This is a genomic window from Sphingobacterium lactis (assembly GCF_011046555.1).
Lineage (GTDB): Bacteria > Bacteroidota > Bacteroidia > Sphingobacteriales > Sphingobacteriaceae > Sphingobacterium > Sphingobacterium lactis.
Map to the genome: position 1 here is coordinate 362,357 of NZ_CP049246.1, position 14,570 is coordinate 376,926.

General features: G+C 44.1%; 12 protein-coding genes. 6 read left to right on the forward strand and 6 right to left on the reverse strand.

Features of this window, described 5'->3' with window-relative positions; all coding sequences use genetic code 11:
- Positions 1–31 precede the first annotated feature (31 nt).
- From G6N79_RS01610 to G6N79_RS01635, 6 genes are all read right to left on the reverse strand, one after another.
- Complete coding sequence (locus tag G6N79_RS01610) at positions 32–1,369, reverse strand: DUF5125 domain-containing protein (protein ID WP_103904864.1); 1,338 nt, start codon at positions 1,367–1,369, stop codon at positions 32–34.
- Entirely contained in the window at positions 1,366–2,859 is a 1,494-nt protein-coding gene (locus G6N79_RS01615; RefSeq protein WP_103904865.1) for a glycoside hydrolase family 30 protein, read from the reverse strand. The genes G6N79_RS01610 and G6N79_RS01615 overlap by 4 nt, the downstream gene beginning before the upstream one ends.
- A gap of 10 nt (positions 2,860–2,869) precedes the next feature.
- On the reverse strand, positions 2,870–4,390 hold the full coding sequence (locus G6N79_RS01620; protein ID WP_103905070.1) for a RagB/SusD family nutrient uptake outer membrane protein: 1,521 nt from the start codon (positions 4,388–4,390) through the stop codon (positions 2,870–2,872).
- A gap of 16 nt (positions 4,391–4,406) precedes the next feature.
- Positions 4,407–7,379 (reverse strand): SusC/RagA family TonB-linked outer membrane protein, encoded by a 2,973-nt coding sequence (locus tag G6N79_RS01625; protein ID WP_103904866.1) that lies wholly within the window; start codon positions 7,377–7,379, stop codon positions 4,407–4,409.
- Between the two features lie 200 nt (positions 7,380–7,579).
- Positions 7,580–9,238 carry a DUF6377 domain-containing protein gene (locus tag G6N79_RS01630; RefSeq protein WP_103904867.1) on the reverse strand — a complete coding sequence of 553 codons (1,659 nt, stop codon included), beginning with the start codon at positions 9,236–9,238 and terminating at the stop codon, positions 7,580–7,582.
- Positions 9,225–9,641, reverse strand: coding sequence for an RNA-binding S4 domain-containing protein (locus tag G6N79_RS01635; RefSeq protein WP_103904868.1), 417 nt, complete (start codon positions 9,639–9,641; stop codon positions 9,225–9,227). The genes G6N79_RS01630 and G6N79_RS01635 overlap by 14 nt, the downstream gene beginning before the upstream one ends.
- 102 nt (positions 9,642–9,743) lie before the next feature.
- On the opposite strand from G6N79_RS01635, the gene G6N79_RS01640 reads away from it, so the two are divergent.
- The 6 genes from G6N79_RS01640 (at position 9,744) to G6N79_RS01665 (ending at position 14,545) form a co-directional block, all read left to right on the forward strand.
- Positions 9,744–10,568 (forward strand): 2,3,4,5-tetrahydropyridine-2,6-dicarboxylate N-succinyltransferase, encoded by an 825-nt coding sequence (locus G6N79_RS01640; protein ID WP_200818742.1) that lies wholly within the window; start codon positions 9,744–9,746, stop codon positions 10,566–10,568.
- A 4-nt stretch (positions 10,569–10,572) separates the two neighbouring features.
- Positions 10,573–11,154, forward strand: a complete 582-nt coding sequence (locus G6N79_RS01645) for an L-threonylcarbamoyladenylate synthase (protein ID WP_103904869.1) — start codon at positions 10,573–10,575, stop codon at positions 11,152–11,154.
- Between the two features lies 1 nt (position 11,155).
- Entirely contained in the window at positions 11,156–11,635 is a 480-nt protein-coding gene (locus G6N79_RS01650) for a DUF4920 domain-containing protein (protein WP_103904870.1), read from the forward strand.
- A gap of 69 nt (positions 11,636–11,704) precedes the next feature.
- Positions 11,705–12,547, forward strand: coding sequence for a dihydropteroate synthase (folP, locus tag G6N79_RS01655; RefSeq protein WP_103904871.1), 843 nt, complete (start codon positions 11,705–11,707; stop codon positions 12,545–12,547).
- A 6-nt stretch (positions 12,548–12,553) separates the two neighbouring features.
- Positions 12,554–13,852: a branched-chain amino acid transport system II carrier protein gene (gene brnQ, locus G6N79_RS01660; RefSeq protein ID WP_200818743.1), complete on the forward strand. Its 1,299-nt coding sequence runs from the start codon at positions 12,554–12,556 to the stop codon at positions 13,850–13,852.
- Positions 13,853–14,005: 153 nt separating this feature from the next.
- Positions 14,006–14,545, forward strand: a complete 540-nt coding sequence (locus G6N79_RS01665; RefSeq protein ID WP_103904873.1) for a hypothetical protein — start codon at positions 14,006–14,008, stop codon at positions 14,543–14,545.
- Positions 14,546–14,570: the final 25 nt, after the last annotated feature.

A 14,570-nucleotide genomic window follows, 5' to 3' on the forward strand; every position in this document is an offset into this window, starting at 1 on the left:
CACCCCTAATGATTGAAAATTAATTGTAAGCTTATAGTTTAGTAACCGTAAGTTTCGCTTTATTATTCCCTTCGGACAAGTCTACAACAAAGACATAGGTTGCTCCTGCTTCCAATGTTTTCCCTGCACTTAGTCCAAGGTTTCCAGAATCACGGCCGTTTGATCCATCGCCGACAAAGACAACGTCACTGTTGGTCGTAATATCTGTATGTTTAAATTCACCACCCCAATTTTTTTGGTGGAAGAACTTAAAGTTGATGTTATCCGTTTTTATAGTTTGTCCTGCAACCACGGTAACTTGGTATTTCTTATTGCCCATTGGCGCCAAACTGATGGCCTTGCCGGTATCCCAGCCGACCTCATTCGCCGCAACGGATGGCTTACCGATTCCCTCACCAATGATCCAGATTGCTCCGGTTCCGTCAGCATTCAAGTGCGCCAAGTCATTTCCAGACATCGGTTCGATCTTCATGTATTCCTTATCGAAGTCCGCAGTGAATCTGTATTTACCAGTCATGGCATTGACATAATATTTTCCACCCTCTTCACGGATGAAATCTTTATCCAACCACCATGCATTGAATCCTTCGATACCTTCGATTTCCAATTCTTGGCCTTGTGTTACATTCAAGTCAACAGCATACTGGTTCTCATTCACCATCTTCATGCTTTCACCATTGATGGAATATCCGATCAGGAATGGACTTGCTTCATACGTCAAGGTATTGAACGCAATAGTGTACACACCGGCAGATGTATTCGAGAAAGGAATTGGGGTATTGATGCCCTGAACAACCGCGTTATTCTCGTAGCCAAATTGGATGATATTTCCAAGGTTGCCCACTTTAGGTGCTTCAATGTAACCGGAAACCTTCATCGGAAGTTCCTGTGTCAATTCATATTGATTCGTAGCCACGCGTTCCATGCGGTATTTGGTCGTACCGGCAACTAACGTCAGATACGGAAAATCCGGTCTACTTAGCGTAATCTGCTCTTCGTGTACTTCCTTGACCCTTTGTACATTCTCTAAAGTATAGCGCAAAATGGCTGTACCGTTGGGAATGTTCTTTTTGAAAGGAACGAATAGCTTTCCGGAATATTCACCGTTTTCTTTGGTGCGGATCTTGATTTCGGAAACATTTTCTTCACTGAAAAGCAATTCTACTTTCAGGGTCGATAGATCAATGCTTTGGTCTGCCACATTCACGGTAAACTGCAAACTATCCCCAAACAAGGCCGTTTTCGGGCTTTGCTTCAATTCAATCGTTGGGTCCCCTTCCCCATATGGCACGATTAACTCGTCCTCTTTGCATGAAAACAACAAGGCAAACAGGACCAATAAGGCTGAATAATTGATTACTTTTCTCATTTCTTCCAAGTATATGATACAACCGCTCCAGCTGGAACTTTGTATGTAAAATGATTCTTACCATCTTCAAGCATAATGTGCTTAGACTCCCCTCCTGAGTTCATCAACACAAATGCGTATGAACCATCAGCATTCTTGAATGCGGTATATACCAAGTCATTATCTGTATAACCCGTAGTTCCAATGCGTACAGCACCAGGTTTCACTACCGATGATAGGTGACCGATGATGTAATAGTGGGAATTTCTGCGGATCGTTTTGTAATCAGATTTGCTGATGTCCACTGCGCCGTAGCAAGTTTGACAGCCACCATCGCGGTTCGGACCTTTTTCAGAATCCAACATCAGGTTCCACACGATTACCCCTTTGCTCCAATTGTTCACGGTTCCCAATGCAACCTCACGCATATCTTCCATCAGGCGTTTTCCCAAAACCTGTCCTTCATTCCACACACCTATCGATGTTTCTGTAAAGATGATGTCCTTGTTAGGAGCTTTTTCATGGATATCCAACAACTCTGCTTTATCACCACCATAGTTGTGGAATGCAGAACCTGCGAAATACGCTGCTGCTGCAGGATCTTCAAAAATCTTGATCGGGTAATCCTGTTGCTCAGGCATATCGTCATAATTGTAGTTATGATCAAAGGCATAGATTTTTGTGTTCAAACCTGCGGCTTTCAATTTTGGGCCCAACGCTGTTTTCACAAAAGCTTGTTGCTCGTTCCAGAACATCACCAAGGATGCTGAGTTCTTATCGTTCAATGGCTCATTCTGAGGTGTAATGGAATAGATGTTTATCCCGTGCTCCTTCATGGCCTGAATCCATTTCACGAAGTAAGTTGCGTAATCCTGGTAGAATTTAGGATTCAAATGACCGCCTGTCCAGGAGTCATAAGGCTTCAGTTCGGTTAGGTTGTTCACCTTCATCCATTTCGGTGGAGTCCATGGCGAACCCATGATTTTAATCGTAGGGTTGATCGCCAAGATTTCCTTCAGAACCGGGATCACATATTTCAATTCTTCTTCCTGTAGGGCGAAGTTTTCAATGCCTGGTTTATCGGCAAGTGTATATTCATCCAAAGAGAAATCTGAACAGCCAATTGCGATACGGATATAGCTCTGGCCCATTCCCTCCGTTGGGGAGAATGTTTCTGTTAAGAATTTGGTCCGGTCAGCTTGGTTCATCTTCAACAAGTTATAAGCTGTAGAACCGGTTATTGCCGATCCAAATCCATCCATGGTCTGAAAAGTCTTGCTTTCATCCAATTTGATGGTCATTTGCGACATATTGGTTGTCTTGCTGAAATTCACAAACGTTTTTGTGAAGTCATGGCTCTGAGAGCCTGTCGTGGTGTAGATCTTGACGTCTCCGGAAGTAGGTCCCACAGGAACCACCGGATCGCCACCGTTTATATTGTCATTGCCACAAGCTGTTAAAATTGACGAGAACAAACTTGCTGCAAAAATGTATTTCTTTAACGTATTCATATGTTATTTCTTAATAGCCTAAGTTTTGTTTAATACCTTCTGGATTCTGATCGATGACCGCCTGTGGAATAGGCATGCGATACGAGTTTTCATTGAACTGGTACACCTGTGCTTTTCTTCCTGAATCTTTTGCATATACGGCGTTCATTACGGATTCTACCTTATTCAAACGGACAAGGTCGAACCAACGCTGCCCTTCAAATGCCAATTCCAATCGACGTTCGGTCAGGTAGGCATTCAACATCGCATCCTTACTGCCTTTTACGGCGCTCGATAGACGAGGTAATTTCACGCGTTCGCGGATTCTATCGATAATGCTTGCTGCACCAGCTAAATCCGGAGCGTCACGCATGATCAAGGCTTCCGCTTTCAAGAGCAATAAATCTGCATAACGGAATTTGATGATATTGCTGTATGCCGAGCGCGTTTTATACATAAAAGGATAATTCGCAGCAGGATAGTAATTGCTCCAAGAAGCTGCATAATACACGACAGACTCGCCAAAACGGATCTGATCATTCTCTCTATTGAAGGCACTGATTAGATCGCGGGATGGCGTAATCCACTTTGCCCAGGTGAAATTGGAGTTGTAATTGGAAAGGTCACGACCGAACATCCAGGTTACCCAGTTTCCGTTTCCGGCAAAGAATTGTGCTTCCAGGATACTTTCCTTGGAGTTACGGACTTTTGCATCCGCGGAGCCTTCAACAACACCGAATAGATTGGTGAAATCAGCCTCCAATGCGAAACCATCTGCAGTAAGATCATCCACATACTGCACCACCTTCGCGTAGTCGCGAAGCGGTTTTTCCGCATATACCTTCGCAAGTAATGCCTTGGCTACGGATTTGGTGAACTTCGTTTTATTCTGGCTATCGTTAGAAGGTGCTGCAGGAATGGCTTCCAACAGGTCCTTTTCGATCTGCTGATACACTTCCTTCTCTGGTTTCTGATCCGGGAAGTAATCATCATATACATCCTCAATGGATTCTGCAGTGATATCACCCGCTACAGTAGTGACGATTGGAATATCGCCCCACAAACGCACCATATCGAACATGATCATCGCACGGAAGATCTTTGCCTCAGCTTTATACTGTGCACGCAATGCCGATGTCAAGCTGTTATCCTGTACGGAGTCTACATTGACAATCAGGAGATTTGCACGGGCAACATCCTCCAGAAAGCGATTCCAGTCACGTTCCACAACGGAGTTGGAACCTTCGATCCCATTGGTTTCGAATGGCACAACCTCAGCTCCTGTAGTTCCCGCATAGGCATTGTCCGAATGGGACTCTGCGATCAGCAACTGATCCAGGTACCAATGCTCCTGACGATCGCGCATCTGGTTATAGATGGTCCTCAAGTGGGATTCCACGGCTGCACGATCTTTGAAAACAACTTTCTCGCCTTCTTCATTCACCCCTTCCGTCACATCAGAATAAGCATCTAGGGGATCCTTATCTAAAGAACAGCTACTCACTGTCAGCGTAAGCAAGACCAGCAGTTGATATATATAGTTTCTTTTCATGATTTCCTTCATTATTCTAAAATTCTACACTTAAGCCCAAGATAAACGACTTACTCTGTGGATAGGTTCCCCAGTCGATCCCTTGAACCGCTCCGCTATTACCATACTGGTTCACTTCAGGATCTAGACCTGTGTATTTGGTCCACGTCAATAGGTTGGAAGCCGAAATAAATGGCTGCAATTTATTGATGCCCAATCGGCTCAATCCAGGTGCTTTGATATTGTATGATAGGGATACGTTTTTCACACGCAGGTAGCTACCATCTTCAATAAAGTAAGTAGAGTTCAACATGTTGTATCCTGCACGTGGCACTTCGGTAATCTGGCCAGGTACTCTCCAACGTTGCAATACGCGTGTGGATTGGTTTTTACCGTCGTACATTCCTTCGGTATCCATACGGGATGCGTTGAACACATCATTACCGTAGCTTCCTTGTAGGAATATGCTTAAGTTAAATCCTTTGTAGGAGAAATCGTTGGTTAGACCAAATGTGAAATCTGGATTCGGATCACCGATAAAGGTACGGTCAGAAGAAGATACACGGCCATCGCCATTGATGTCCTTATAGATCATATCTCCAGTTTCCGGATCCACCCCTTCGCTGATATACCCAAAGAAACTTCCCATTGGCATACCCGGCTGATTGCGTACCACATAATCATTCACCACTTCCACGGTTCTCGCTGCAGGGTAAATCTTTTGAAGCGCCAAGCTTTCCAATTTATTTCTGTTCACGGAAATATTGAAGTTGGTGTTCCATTTGAAATCATCCTGTACAATGTTCTTACTGTTCACATTGGCTTCAAATCCACGGTTGGACATCTCCCCTTCATTACGGGTAATTGTGCTGGACACCTGTCCTGGAGGAAGCGTCACATACATCAACATGTCTTTGGTGCGCTTGTAGTAATAATCCAAGTTCACGGTCAAACGCTGGTTGAAACCTGTAAAGTCTACCCCGATATTCGTTTGCGTGGTTGTTTCCCAGGTTAAATCCGGTGTTCTCAGGTTCGCTGCGGAAATGGTCGGCACCGCCAAGTCGTAGTCTGTTTCAAACCACGGCAAACGCGTGATGTTGTACAATTGCAGGTAGGAGTAATCGCCAATACCGGACTGATTACCTGTTTGTCCCCAACCACCACGGATTTTCAAGTCGTTCAACCAAGATACGTCTTTTAGGAAGTCCTCGGAAGACAATCTCCATGCTGCAGAAACAGAAGGGAATACTCCCCAACGATCATTTGGATTTAATTTTGACGAACCATCCGTACGTAGATTGGCAGTTACAAGGTATTTACCGTCAAAATTATAGGATAGACGTCCGAAATAAGACATGATTGCCCAGTTCGACGCACCCGATCCAGTACCTGTCCACGATATTCTATTCGCTGCATTCAATGTTTGGATCAGATCATTTCTGAAGAATGAACCATTGATATAACTGTTGGTATACTGTGAACTGGTCCACGATGAACCTGCCATCGCTTCAAACGTATGCAGACCAACTGTTTTATTGTAATTCAATACATTATCAAACGTAAGGACCGTATTCATGTTACGGGAGTCAGAAGCTTCACCATATTGGTTTCTCCCCCATGTCGTGGATAACGGATCCAAGAACGTGGTAGAAAGAGCGTTCCTTCTGTCGAAAGCAAAAGATGATTTAAAGTTCAACTCCGGTAAGATATGAATCGTTCCGCTTGCTGCACCAACCAATCTGTTTTCACGGTTCTTGTTGTTTGCCGTGCGCGCCATGTTTTCCAATGGGCTTGTAATATTCAATCCGTAGAACTGATTGTAATATTGACCAGCGGCAAAAGGATCCCAAACAGGCGCATAGGTTGGCGTATTGATTGTCGCCATGACTACACCACCTCTGTTGGAACCTGTTCCTTCAACGATACCATTGCCGTTGTAATCTGCATACGAGAAGTTCGCATTCACTGTTAACCAGTCACGAACCTTATTCTCCACATTTGCACGGAAATTATAACGTTTATAGAATGCGGTATTGATAATCCCTTTTTCGTTGATATAACCTCCGGAAAGGAAGTACTTTAACTTCTCCGTACCATCAGAGATAGAGACCTGATAATTTTGGATCGATCCATTCTGGAACGTTTCATCGAACCAATTGGTTTTATCGCTTAAATTGGAAGGTAGATTGATCATGCCAATCTCATCCATAAGGTCCTTGTACTGTGCATAATTTAAAGGTTCCAACTTATGGGTTACACGGTTCTGTGTTGCCAACATGTTGAAGGAGATTTTTGCATCACCTACGCGACCTTGTTTTGTAGTGATCAATACCACACCATTTGCTGCCCGAGAACCATAGATCGCTGCCGAGGAAGCATCTTTCAATACTTGCATATCGGCGATATCGGTTGGGGAAAGGAAATTGATGTTATCTACAGGTACACCATCTACAACATATAACGGATCGTTACTTCCGTTGAATGACGTGGTACCCCGGATTCGGATGGATGTTCCACCACCTGGTGCTCCTGAGGGTTGCGTAACGGATACACCGGCAGCCCGACCTTGGATGGCCTGACCAGCATTGACAACCGGGCGCTCATTTAAATCTTCCAAGGAAACGGAAGAGATCGCTGTTGTCACATCCTTACGTTTTACGGCACCATAACCGATGACCACGACATCTTCAAGTGTGTTGGTGGAGGATGTCAAAGCAATCGTCATTTCGCCATCTTGTGCGATCACCTCACGGCTTTCATAGCCCAAATAGGAAACACGAAGTTTAGAATTTGCAGGAATCCGCTCCAGCGTAAAATCCCCCGAGTTCCCCGAGGATGTAGATGCTGCTCCCCCGATGAGCGTAATTGTTGCGCCAATGATTGGTTCATTGGTAGCCTCGTCGATAACTTTACCATTTACGTTGATCGTACTCTGTGCCATGGCAACAGAAAAACAAACCGTAATGAAATAAAGCAAAAGACCAGTAGTAACTTTGGTAAAAAGCTTCATAGGACTTATAAGTAGTTATTAGATTAATAAAACAATTCAGGATACACCTAAACTTCTTTAGCACAAAGTTAAGTAGGGATGAAGATGATATTAAGCTTTTGTAAAGGTCGAAATCAAAAAAGTAAACCAAAAACAGCAATAATCACGCAATAACAAGGAATTACGGGCTATTTTGATTTAAAAAAGTAAAGGGTTTTTTGCTAAAATTTGAGGTTTCCTATGGCTTTTATCTGCTCATCGAAGTCTTCTTTGGATCCCAGCACCTTGTTTCTCACCTTCACACGGTAGTTGTAAACCGTCCGCAGGGAGTACCTTAGGAAGCGGGCAATCTTGGTGGAGTCCGAAATTCCGAGGCGGATTAGGGCAAAGATACGGAGCTCCGAATTCAGGAGTTCATCCGGTTTCAGGTGCAACTGTTCCTCTGGTTTCAACAGCTTATTGAATTCCTGGATAAAGGTCGGGTATAAATTCAGGAAGATCACATCAAAATTATGATAGAGATCATCGAGTTCGGTATTGATAAAATCCTGAGACTTTAATTCCTTATTCAGGTCATCGAACTGCTTATTGGAAATTTTCTTGAGGATCCCCTTCCGGGTATTGTCCAATTTATCGATATAGGCGGAGCACAATTCAAAGAACTGGGCCATGTATTCTTCTTTAATGTGGTTGGCTTCCTGCAGATCTTGGTTCACTTTTAGCAACTCACCGTTCAATCCTTGGAGTTCCGAATTCAGGGCTTTCAAATCTTGACGGGTCTTATTGAGCTTTTTCATCTGCCGATAGAGGACGGCTAAGGCCAGAAGCAACAGCACCGCCATGATACTGATGATGTACAGGAAGGTCTTCAATTGATTTTTCCGGGCAGTTTCCTTATCCTGGAAGGCAGAATTGATGATCGGATAGAAAGAAGAGTTCTCGATCGTACGGAACCGTACATTACAGAAGAGTGCATCTTCCATAGCTTGCTGAATAAAGAGGTAAGCTTTGTCGATGTCGTTTTTCTCAAAATAAACCAGGGCCAGACTCTGCAGGGATGCATTATCCTTTACGGTATTCTTGATATCGGTGATAGCTGAAAGTCCCAAGTAATAGATTTCTTTTTCGCGGTTACCTTTGTTCTTGTGCAATAGCCCCAAGAAATAGGCAATTACGGCACGCTTTGGATGCGGCTCTTTATATTCATTCAACAGCTGCAACAATTGCCGCTCCGCTTTGTCATAGTCTAAGCTAAAAAGGGCACGTGTGGCCGCACTGATTCGATATTCCTCGGAATCCTTTGGAAGCACGTTCAGTAGCGAATCCCGATAGATTTCACTCTGGCTAAAATATTGGTAGTGATTTGTACTTTGCCCATAATGGGAATAGAAATCGGAATAGGCTCTGTAATAGTCCACCAGCTGGTAATCGGGTATCCCCGACCGGCGGATATTCTTTAGCATATCATTGGCTTCGATAAATCGTCCTGCCGAAGAGTAAAGGCCCGCCAAGTTGATGGCGACTTCATTCTCTTTATCATCATCTTTCAGCCCCTCCGCAATTTTTCGGGCCTCGCTGACATAGTAGATGGCAGAATCGATTTGATAGGGACGGTAGGCTTGGTAGATGCTCATGAGCACATCATACCGTTGCTCGGGCATGGTAGTATTAAGTTTCAATTGGCTTTTCAGGTCGAAGATTTCCATCAGCTTGACCTTCTCGAATTCCAATTTGCGTCCCAGTGTCTTCTGGAGCTCCCGCTCCACGGAGTCGGTCGGACTGATGTCAATATCCTCTGCCCTCACCTGCAAACCTGCAAGTGAAACAAAACACCAAATACTATATAGGATAAAAAATTTAAGTTTTCTACTGTTTTTCATTGCTCTCATCATCCCACCAATCGCTACGCAGATCATCGATTTCGCGACGATCCTTTTTTGTAGGTCTTCCCGTTCCGCGATCCCTTTTCAGGGCTGGCGCATGGAAAGTAGATTTAAATGCATAGGTTTCTTCTACTGGTGTTTGGTCTTCATAAAACTGTACCGCTGTTTTTGCATCGACACGACGCTCCAACAAACCCGTTACGAAGATAACCTTTCTTTCGATACCTTTCTGTATCGAATATGTTTCACCAATTTTGACGACTGCCGAAGGCTTCACATTCTGCCCGTTCAATTTCACCCGCCCGGCCTTACAAGCTTCGGTTGCCAGACTCCGTGTTTTGAAGATCCGTATCGCCCATAAGTATTTATCAATCCGTAGTTTCTCTCCTGCTTCTGCCATAGTACAAAAATAGGGATAAATCTCAATTTTGCGACTCATCCACACCTACATATCAGCAAAATTGCTCATATTTGCGATTATTTAATTTAGTTCAAGAATATTATGATAGACTGCAGCATTTTAAAGAAACATGTTGAAGAAGCTTGGGAAAATAGACAATTATTAGAATATAAAGAATATTATGAAGCCATTGAATTCGTAATTCAGCACCTGGACAAGGGGGAATTGCGTGTTGCGGAGCCAATTGGTGAAACATGGCATGTCAATGACTGGATCAAGAAGGCTGTAATTCTGTATTTCCCTATTCGTAATATGGAAGTTATCAAGAATGACCCTTTTGTGTACCACGATAAAATGAAGTTGAAAACCAACTACAAGGAATTGGGTGTTCGTGTGGTACCTGGAGCTTCTGCTCGCTACGGTGCTTACTTGGCAAAAGGCGTAATCATGATGCCTTCATACGTGAACATCGGTGCTTTTGTTGACGAAGGCACGATGGTTGACACCTGGGCAACGGTAGGTTCCTGCGCGCAGATCGGCAAGAATGTTCACCTTAGCGGTGGTGTTGGTATCGGCGGTGTATTGGAGCCTGTACAAGCTGCTCCGGTGATCATCGAGGACAATGTTTTCGTGGGTTCCAGAGCCATTGTGGTAGAAGGCGTACGCGTGGAAGAAGAAGCGGTATTGGGTGCAAATGTGGTCCTTACGGCATCCACCAAGATTATCGATGTATCGGGTCCTGAACCTGTAGAATATAAAGGGTATGTACCGGCTCGTTCCGTTGTGATCCCTGGATCTTACACAAAGAAATTCCCAGCGGGAGAATACCAGGTGCCATGTGCATTGATCATTGGTCAGCGTAAAGAGTCTACAGATAAAAAGACTTCTTTGAACAATGCATTACGCGATCATAACGTAGCGGTTTAAGAAAATGCAACGGGTAGCGATCGATAGAGCAGATCTGAATGCGGCTTTGGAAACACTGAAGGCTGGCGGCTTGATCTTATATCCAACGGATACCATTTGGGGCATCGGTTGCGATGCGACGAATCCGGAGGCCGTGGAGAAAATTTTCCAGTTGAAGGGCCGCGATAAAGGCAAGAGTATGATCGTACTCCTAGGCACGGACAATCAATTGCAATCCTACGTACAGGAAGTACCAGAGGTCGCTTATGAATTGATAGAAGCAACGGATAAGCCCCTGACGATCATCTATTCCAATGCGAAGAACCTTGCGCCAAATGTGGTAGCGGAAGATGGCAGCATCGGCATCCGTGTCGTGAACCATCCTTTCTGCGAGACTCTGTTACAGCGATTCCGGAAACCCATTGTTTCTACCTCGGCTAATATCAGTGGTCAGGCTTCTGCAGCAAACTTCCATGAAATTGCGCAGGAGATTATTGATGGTGTTGATTATGTGGTCCAATTTGGGCAACATGAAGCAACGAAGGGTACAGCTTCAACGATCATGAAGTTGGATCCGAGTGGTAAATTTGAATTTATACGAAAATAATATGAAAAAATTCATCGCATTATTTGTAGCTGCGTTCGCGTTCATCGCGATCAGCAACGCACAGACTTCCATCCAACCTGCAAAAGTTGGCGTAAGCTATGGCAAGAAGATTGACAAATCAGGTGCTATTTCCGTTAAGCAATTGGAGAAGGCCCTTGCCAGCAAAGACAATTACACCGGTAAAATCGAAGGTGAAGTTATTCAGGTCTGCAAGAAAAAAGGTTGTTTCATCACGTTGAAGCGTGAAGGCGATCAAGAGCCTATCATGGTTCGCTTTACCGATTATGCTTACTTCCTTCCTCAGGATATCACTGGAAAAACAGTGGTTTTGGAAGGACGTGCAAAAGTAAAGGAGACGACTGTCGAATGGCAGAAACATTATGCAGAGGATATGGGCAAGAGCAAGGAAGAAATTGCTAAGATTACCAAACCTCGAAAAGACATTTCCATCGTTGCTGATGGGGTTCTAGTTGTAAAGTAAGAACAAAACACTTATTTTGGCGGCTGCAAATGAAAATTTGCAGCCTTATTTATTTAAAAGCATATGTAAATGACAGTCTTTAAGACCACTTCCTGCCAAAGCATCAATCTTCGCGGCACGCTCATGACTTTTGAAAAACCGAAAGTAATGGGTATCCTGAACCTGACGCCCGATTCGTTCTACGATGGTGGTCAGCATCAGGGCGCAGCGGCAGCCTTGGCACATGCACAGCACTTGGTGCAGGAAGGGGCAGACATCCTTGACATCGGCGCCTATTCCAGCCGGCCAGGTGCGCAGGAAATATCGGCACAGGAAGAGATTGACAGGGCCTTACCTGCTATAGCAGCCATACGGACCGCCCTACCCCATGTCATCCTTTCCATCGATACCTTTCGTGCGGATGTTGCGGAGGCATGCGTTCAGGCAGGAGTCCACATCATCAACGATGTATCGGGGGGCACTCTTGACGAGCGGATGTTCGATACGGTCGCAAAACTACAGGTACCCTATATCCTGATGCACATGCGGGGCACACCAAAGACCATGCAAACCATGACGGATTATACGGACGTCGTGAACGATGTAGCGGTCAGCTTGGGACATGGTGTTGCCAAATTGCGCTCCATGGGCGTAAGAGACATCATTCTCGATCCCGGTTACGGTTTTGCCAAGACCATTGACCAAAACTATGACCTATTGATGCGTGTCAATGAACTCGCCTATTTCGGACTGCCCATCTTGGGGGGCATATCCCGGAAATCCATGCTCTACAAGAAATTGGGCACAACACCAGATCAAGTCCTCCCCGGCACCATTGCGCTAAACACCTTACTCCTCGAACGTGGTGTTCAGATCCTTCGGGTGCATGATGTGAAAGAAGCCAAACAATTAATTGATATATTTTATAACTAACCTATTTTGAAGAAAACCAGAGATATTGTCACCATTGGATTTGCCCTATTTGCCATGTTCTTTGGCGCCGGCAACTTATTACTTCCGCCCTATATCGGCGTACAGATTGGAAACCACGTATGGATTACCATCCTCGGGTTCGGATTAACCGGAATATTATTGCCCTTCTTAGGAATTCTTTCCGTAGTGAACTCCGGTGAGGATTTTCAAGACCTGGGCAATAGGATCAACAAATTCCTTTCACCAGTCCTTGGGACGGTGATCATGCTCTGTATCGGTCCTTTGATCGCAATCCCGCGTACCGCGGCCACGACATTTGAAGTGGGCATCCTCCCCAATTTCCCAGGTTCCAGCCCGATTTGGACATCAATTGCCTTCTTTGCGATCACCTGGTTGCTTACGATTGCACCCTCCAAAGTGGTTGATATCATTGGCAACCTATTAACGCCTTTATTATTAGTACTGCTTGTCAGTCTCATTGCCGTAGGAGTTTTTGCACCGATCGCAGGCTTCAGCGAAAAAGCATTAAATACCGCAGAATCCTTTACTCTGGGTTTTGTAGAAGGGTACCAAACATTGGATGTTTTGGCCTCAGTAATCTTTGCAGGTATTATCATTACCGCTTCCCGGACAAAAGGCTACACCACAATGAAAGCCAAAAACCAAGTGGTGATCACGGCTGGCTTACTTTCCGCTATTTGTCTGTTTATCATCTATGGGGGGCTGATTTATTTAGGAGCAACTTCAGGCATCGAGGATCTCACGATGAAAAGATCTGAACTGTTGATCCATATTGCCAAATCTATTCTTGGCCCGTTCGGGATGATCGCCATTGCGATCAGTATCGCCTTGGCATGTCTGACTACAGCTATTGCCTTAACCTCCGCTGTAGGTACCTTTTTTACAGATCTAACTCAAGGTAAACTAAGCTACAAGCTATTGGTTACGGTTTGCTGTATTGTTTCCTGTATCCTATCCATTACCGGTGTGGATAACATCATCACATTTGCCTATCCGATATTAACTTTTGTATACCCTATCGTCATCACTTTAGTGTTATATACCGTATTCTTTGGTGCTTACGTGAAGAACAAGAAACCATATGTGGCCGCATTGATTGCTGCAACGGTGGTCGCTTGCCTCTCGCTAGCAAAACATTTCAATGTCTTTGACGAAGCCGGTCTGAACACCCTACATCAAATTCCTTTCTTTCAATATGAATTGGGCTGGGTAGTACCTTCCCTAGTGGCTTTCGGTATAACCTGGTTGCTCACGAAAAATGAAAAAATAGCAGATAGCATCTAATTCAATATTTTATTGGCACTATAAAGCAGCGCTTGGACATCCAAGCGCTGCTTTTGTATATACTACATCTACAAAATTTATTTCCAGAAATTATTTTATGATTAAAACTTTTAACTTTAATCGTAAAGATCTTGAAATCAAAAGTAAGTTCGTATGAAAAAGAAAGATGTGTACCATTTGGCAATTAAATGTATTGGCATATGGATCATCATGTATGCTTTAAATGATTTAAAAAATATATTGTCCTTTTATCACAGCATGGGGAGTAATTCATTTAGTGTAGACGATGCTATCCTATTTCCGTTAAAGCTCAATATTGCTTTTGCAGCGTTTTATTTGATCATCGGGTTCAGTTTGCTTTTCGGCACGTCCTACCTTATCAAACTTCTTCCTAAATCCACTTTAAACAACGATGAATCCATTACTTTCCCAACAGAAAAGGTTGGTTTTATGCACGTCCTGCTGACCGTATTAGGGCTGTATTTCGCTGGAACTGAACTGCCGATATTCCTATTGGGGATGGTGCAACAAATTATGGCTGTTCAAAACGGTCCATCAGAGCCCAATGCCGACCATACCTACTTTTGGGCAAGCATACTCAAATTGGTCTTTGCCTATTTCCTGATATGCAGGGGTCGAGAACTTGCCGCATTCTTTATGCGGGACAAAAAGTCCAAAATAGAAAACCCATAAAAAAAGCAGCAAGAAAATCTTGCTG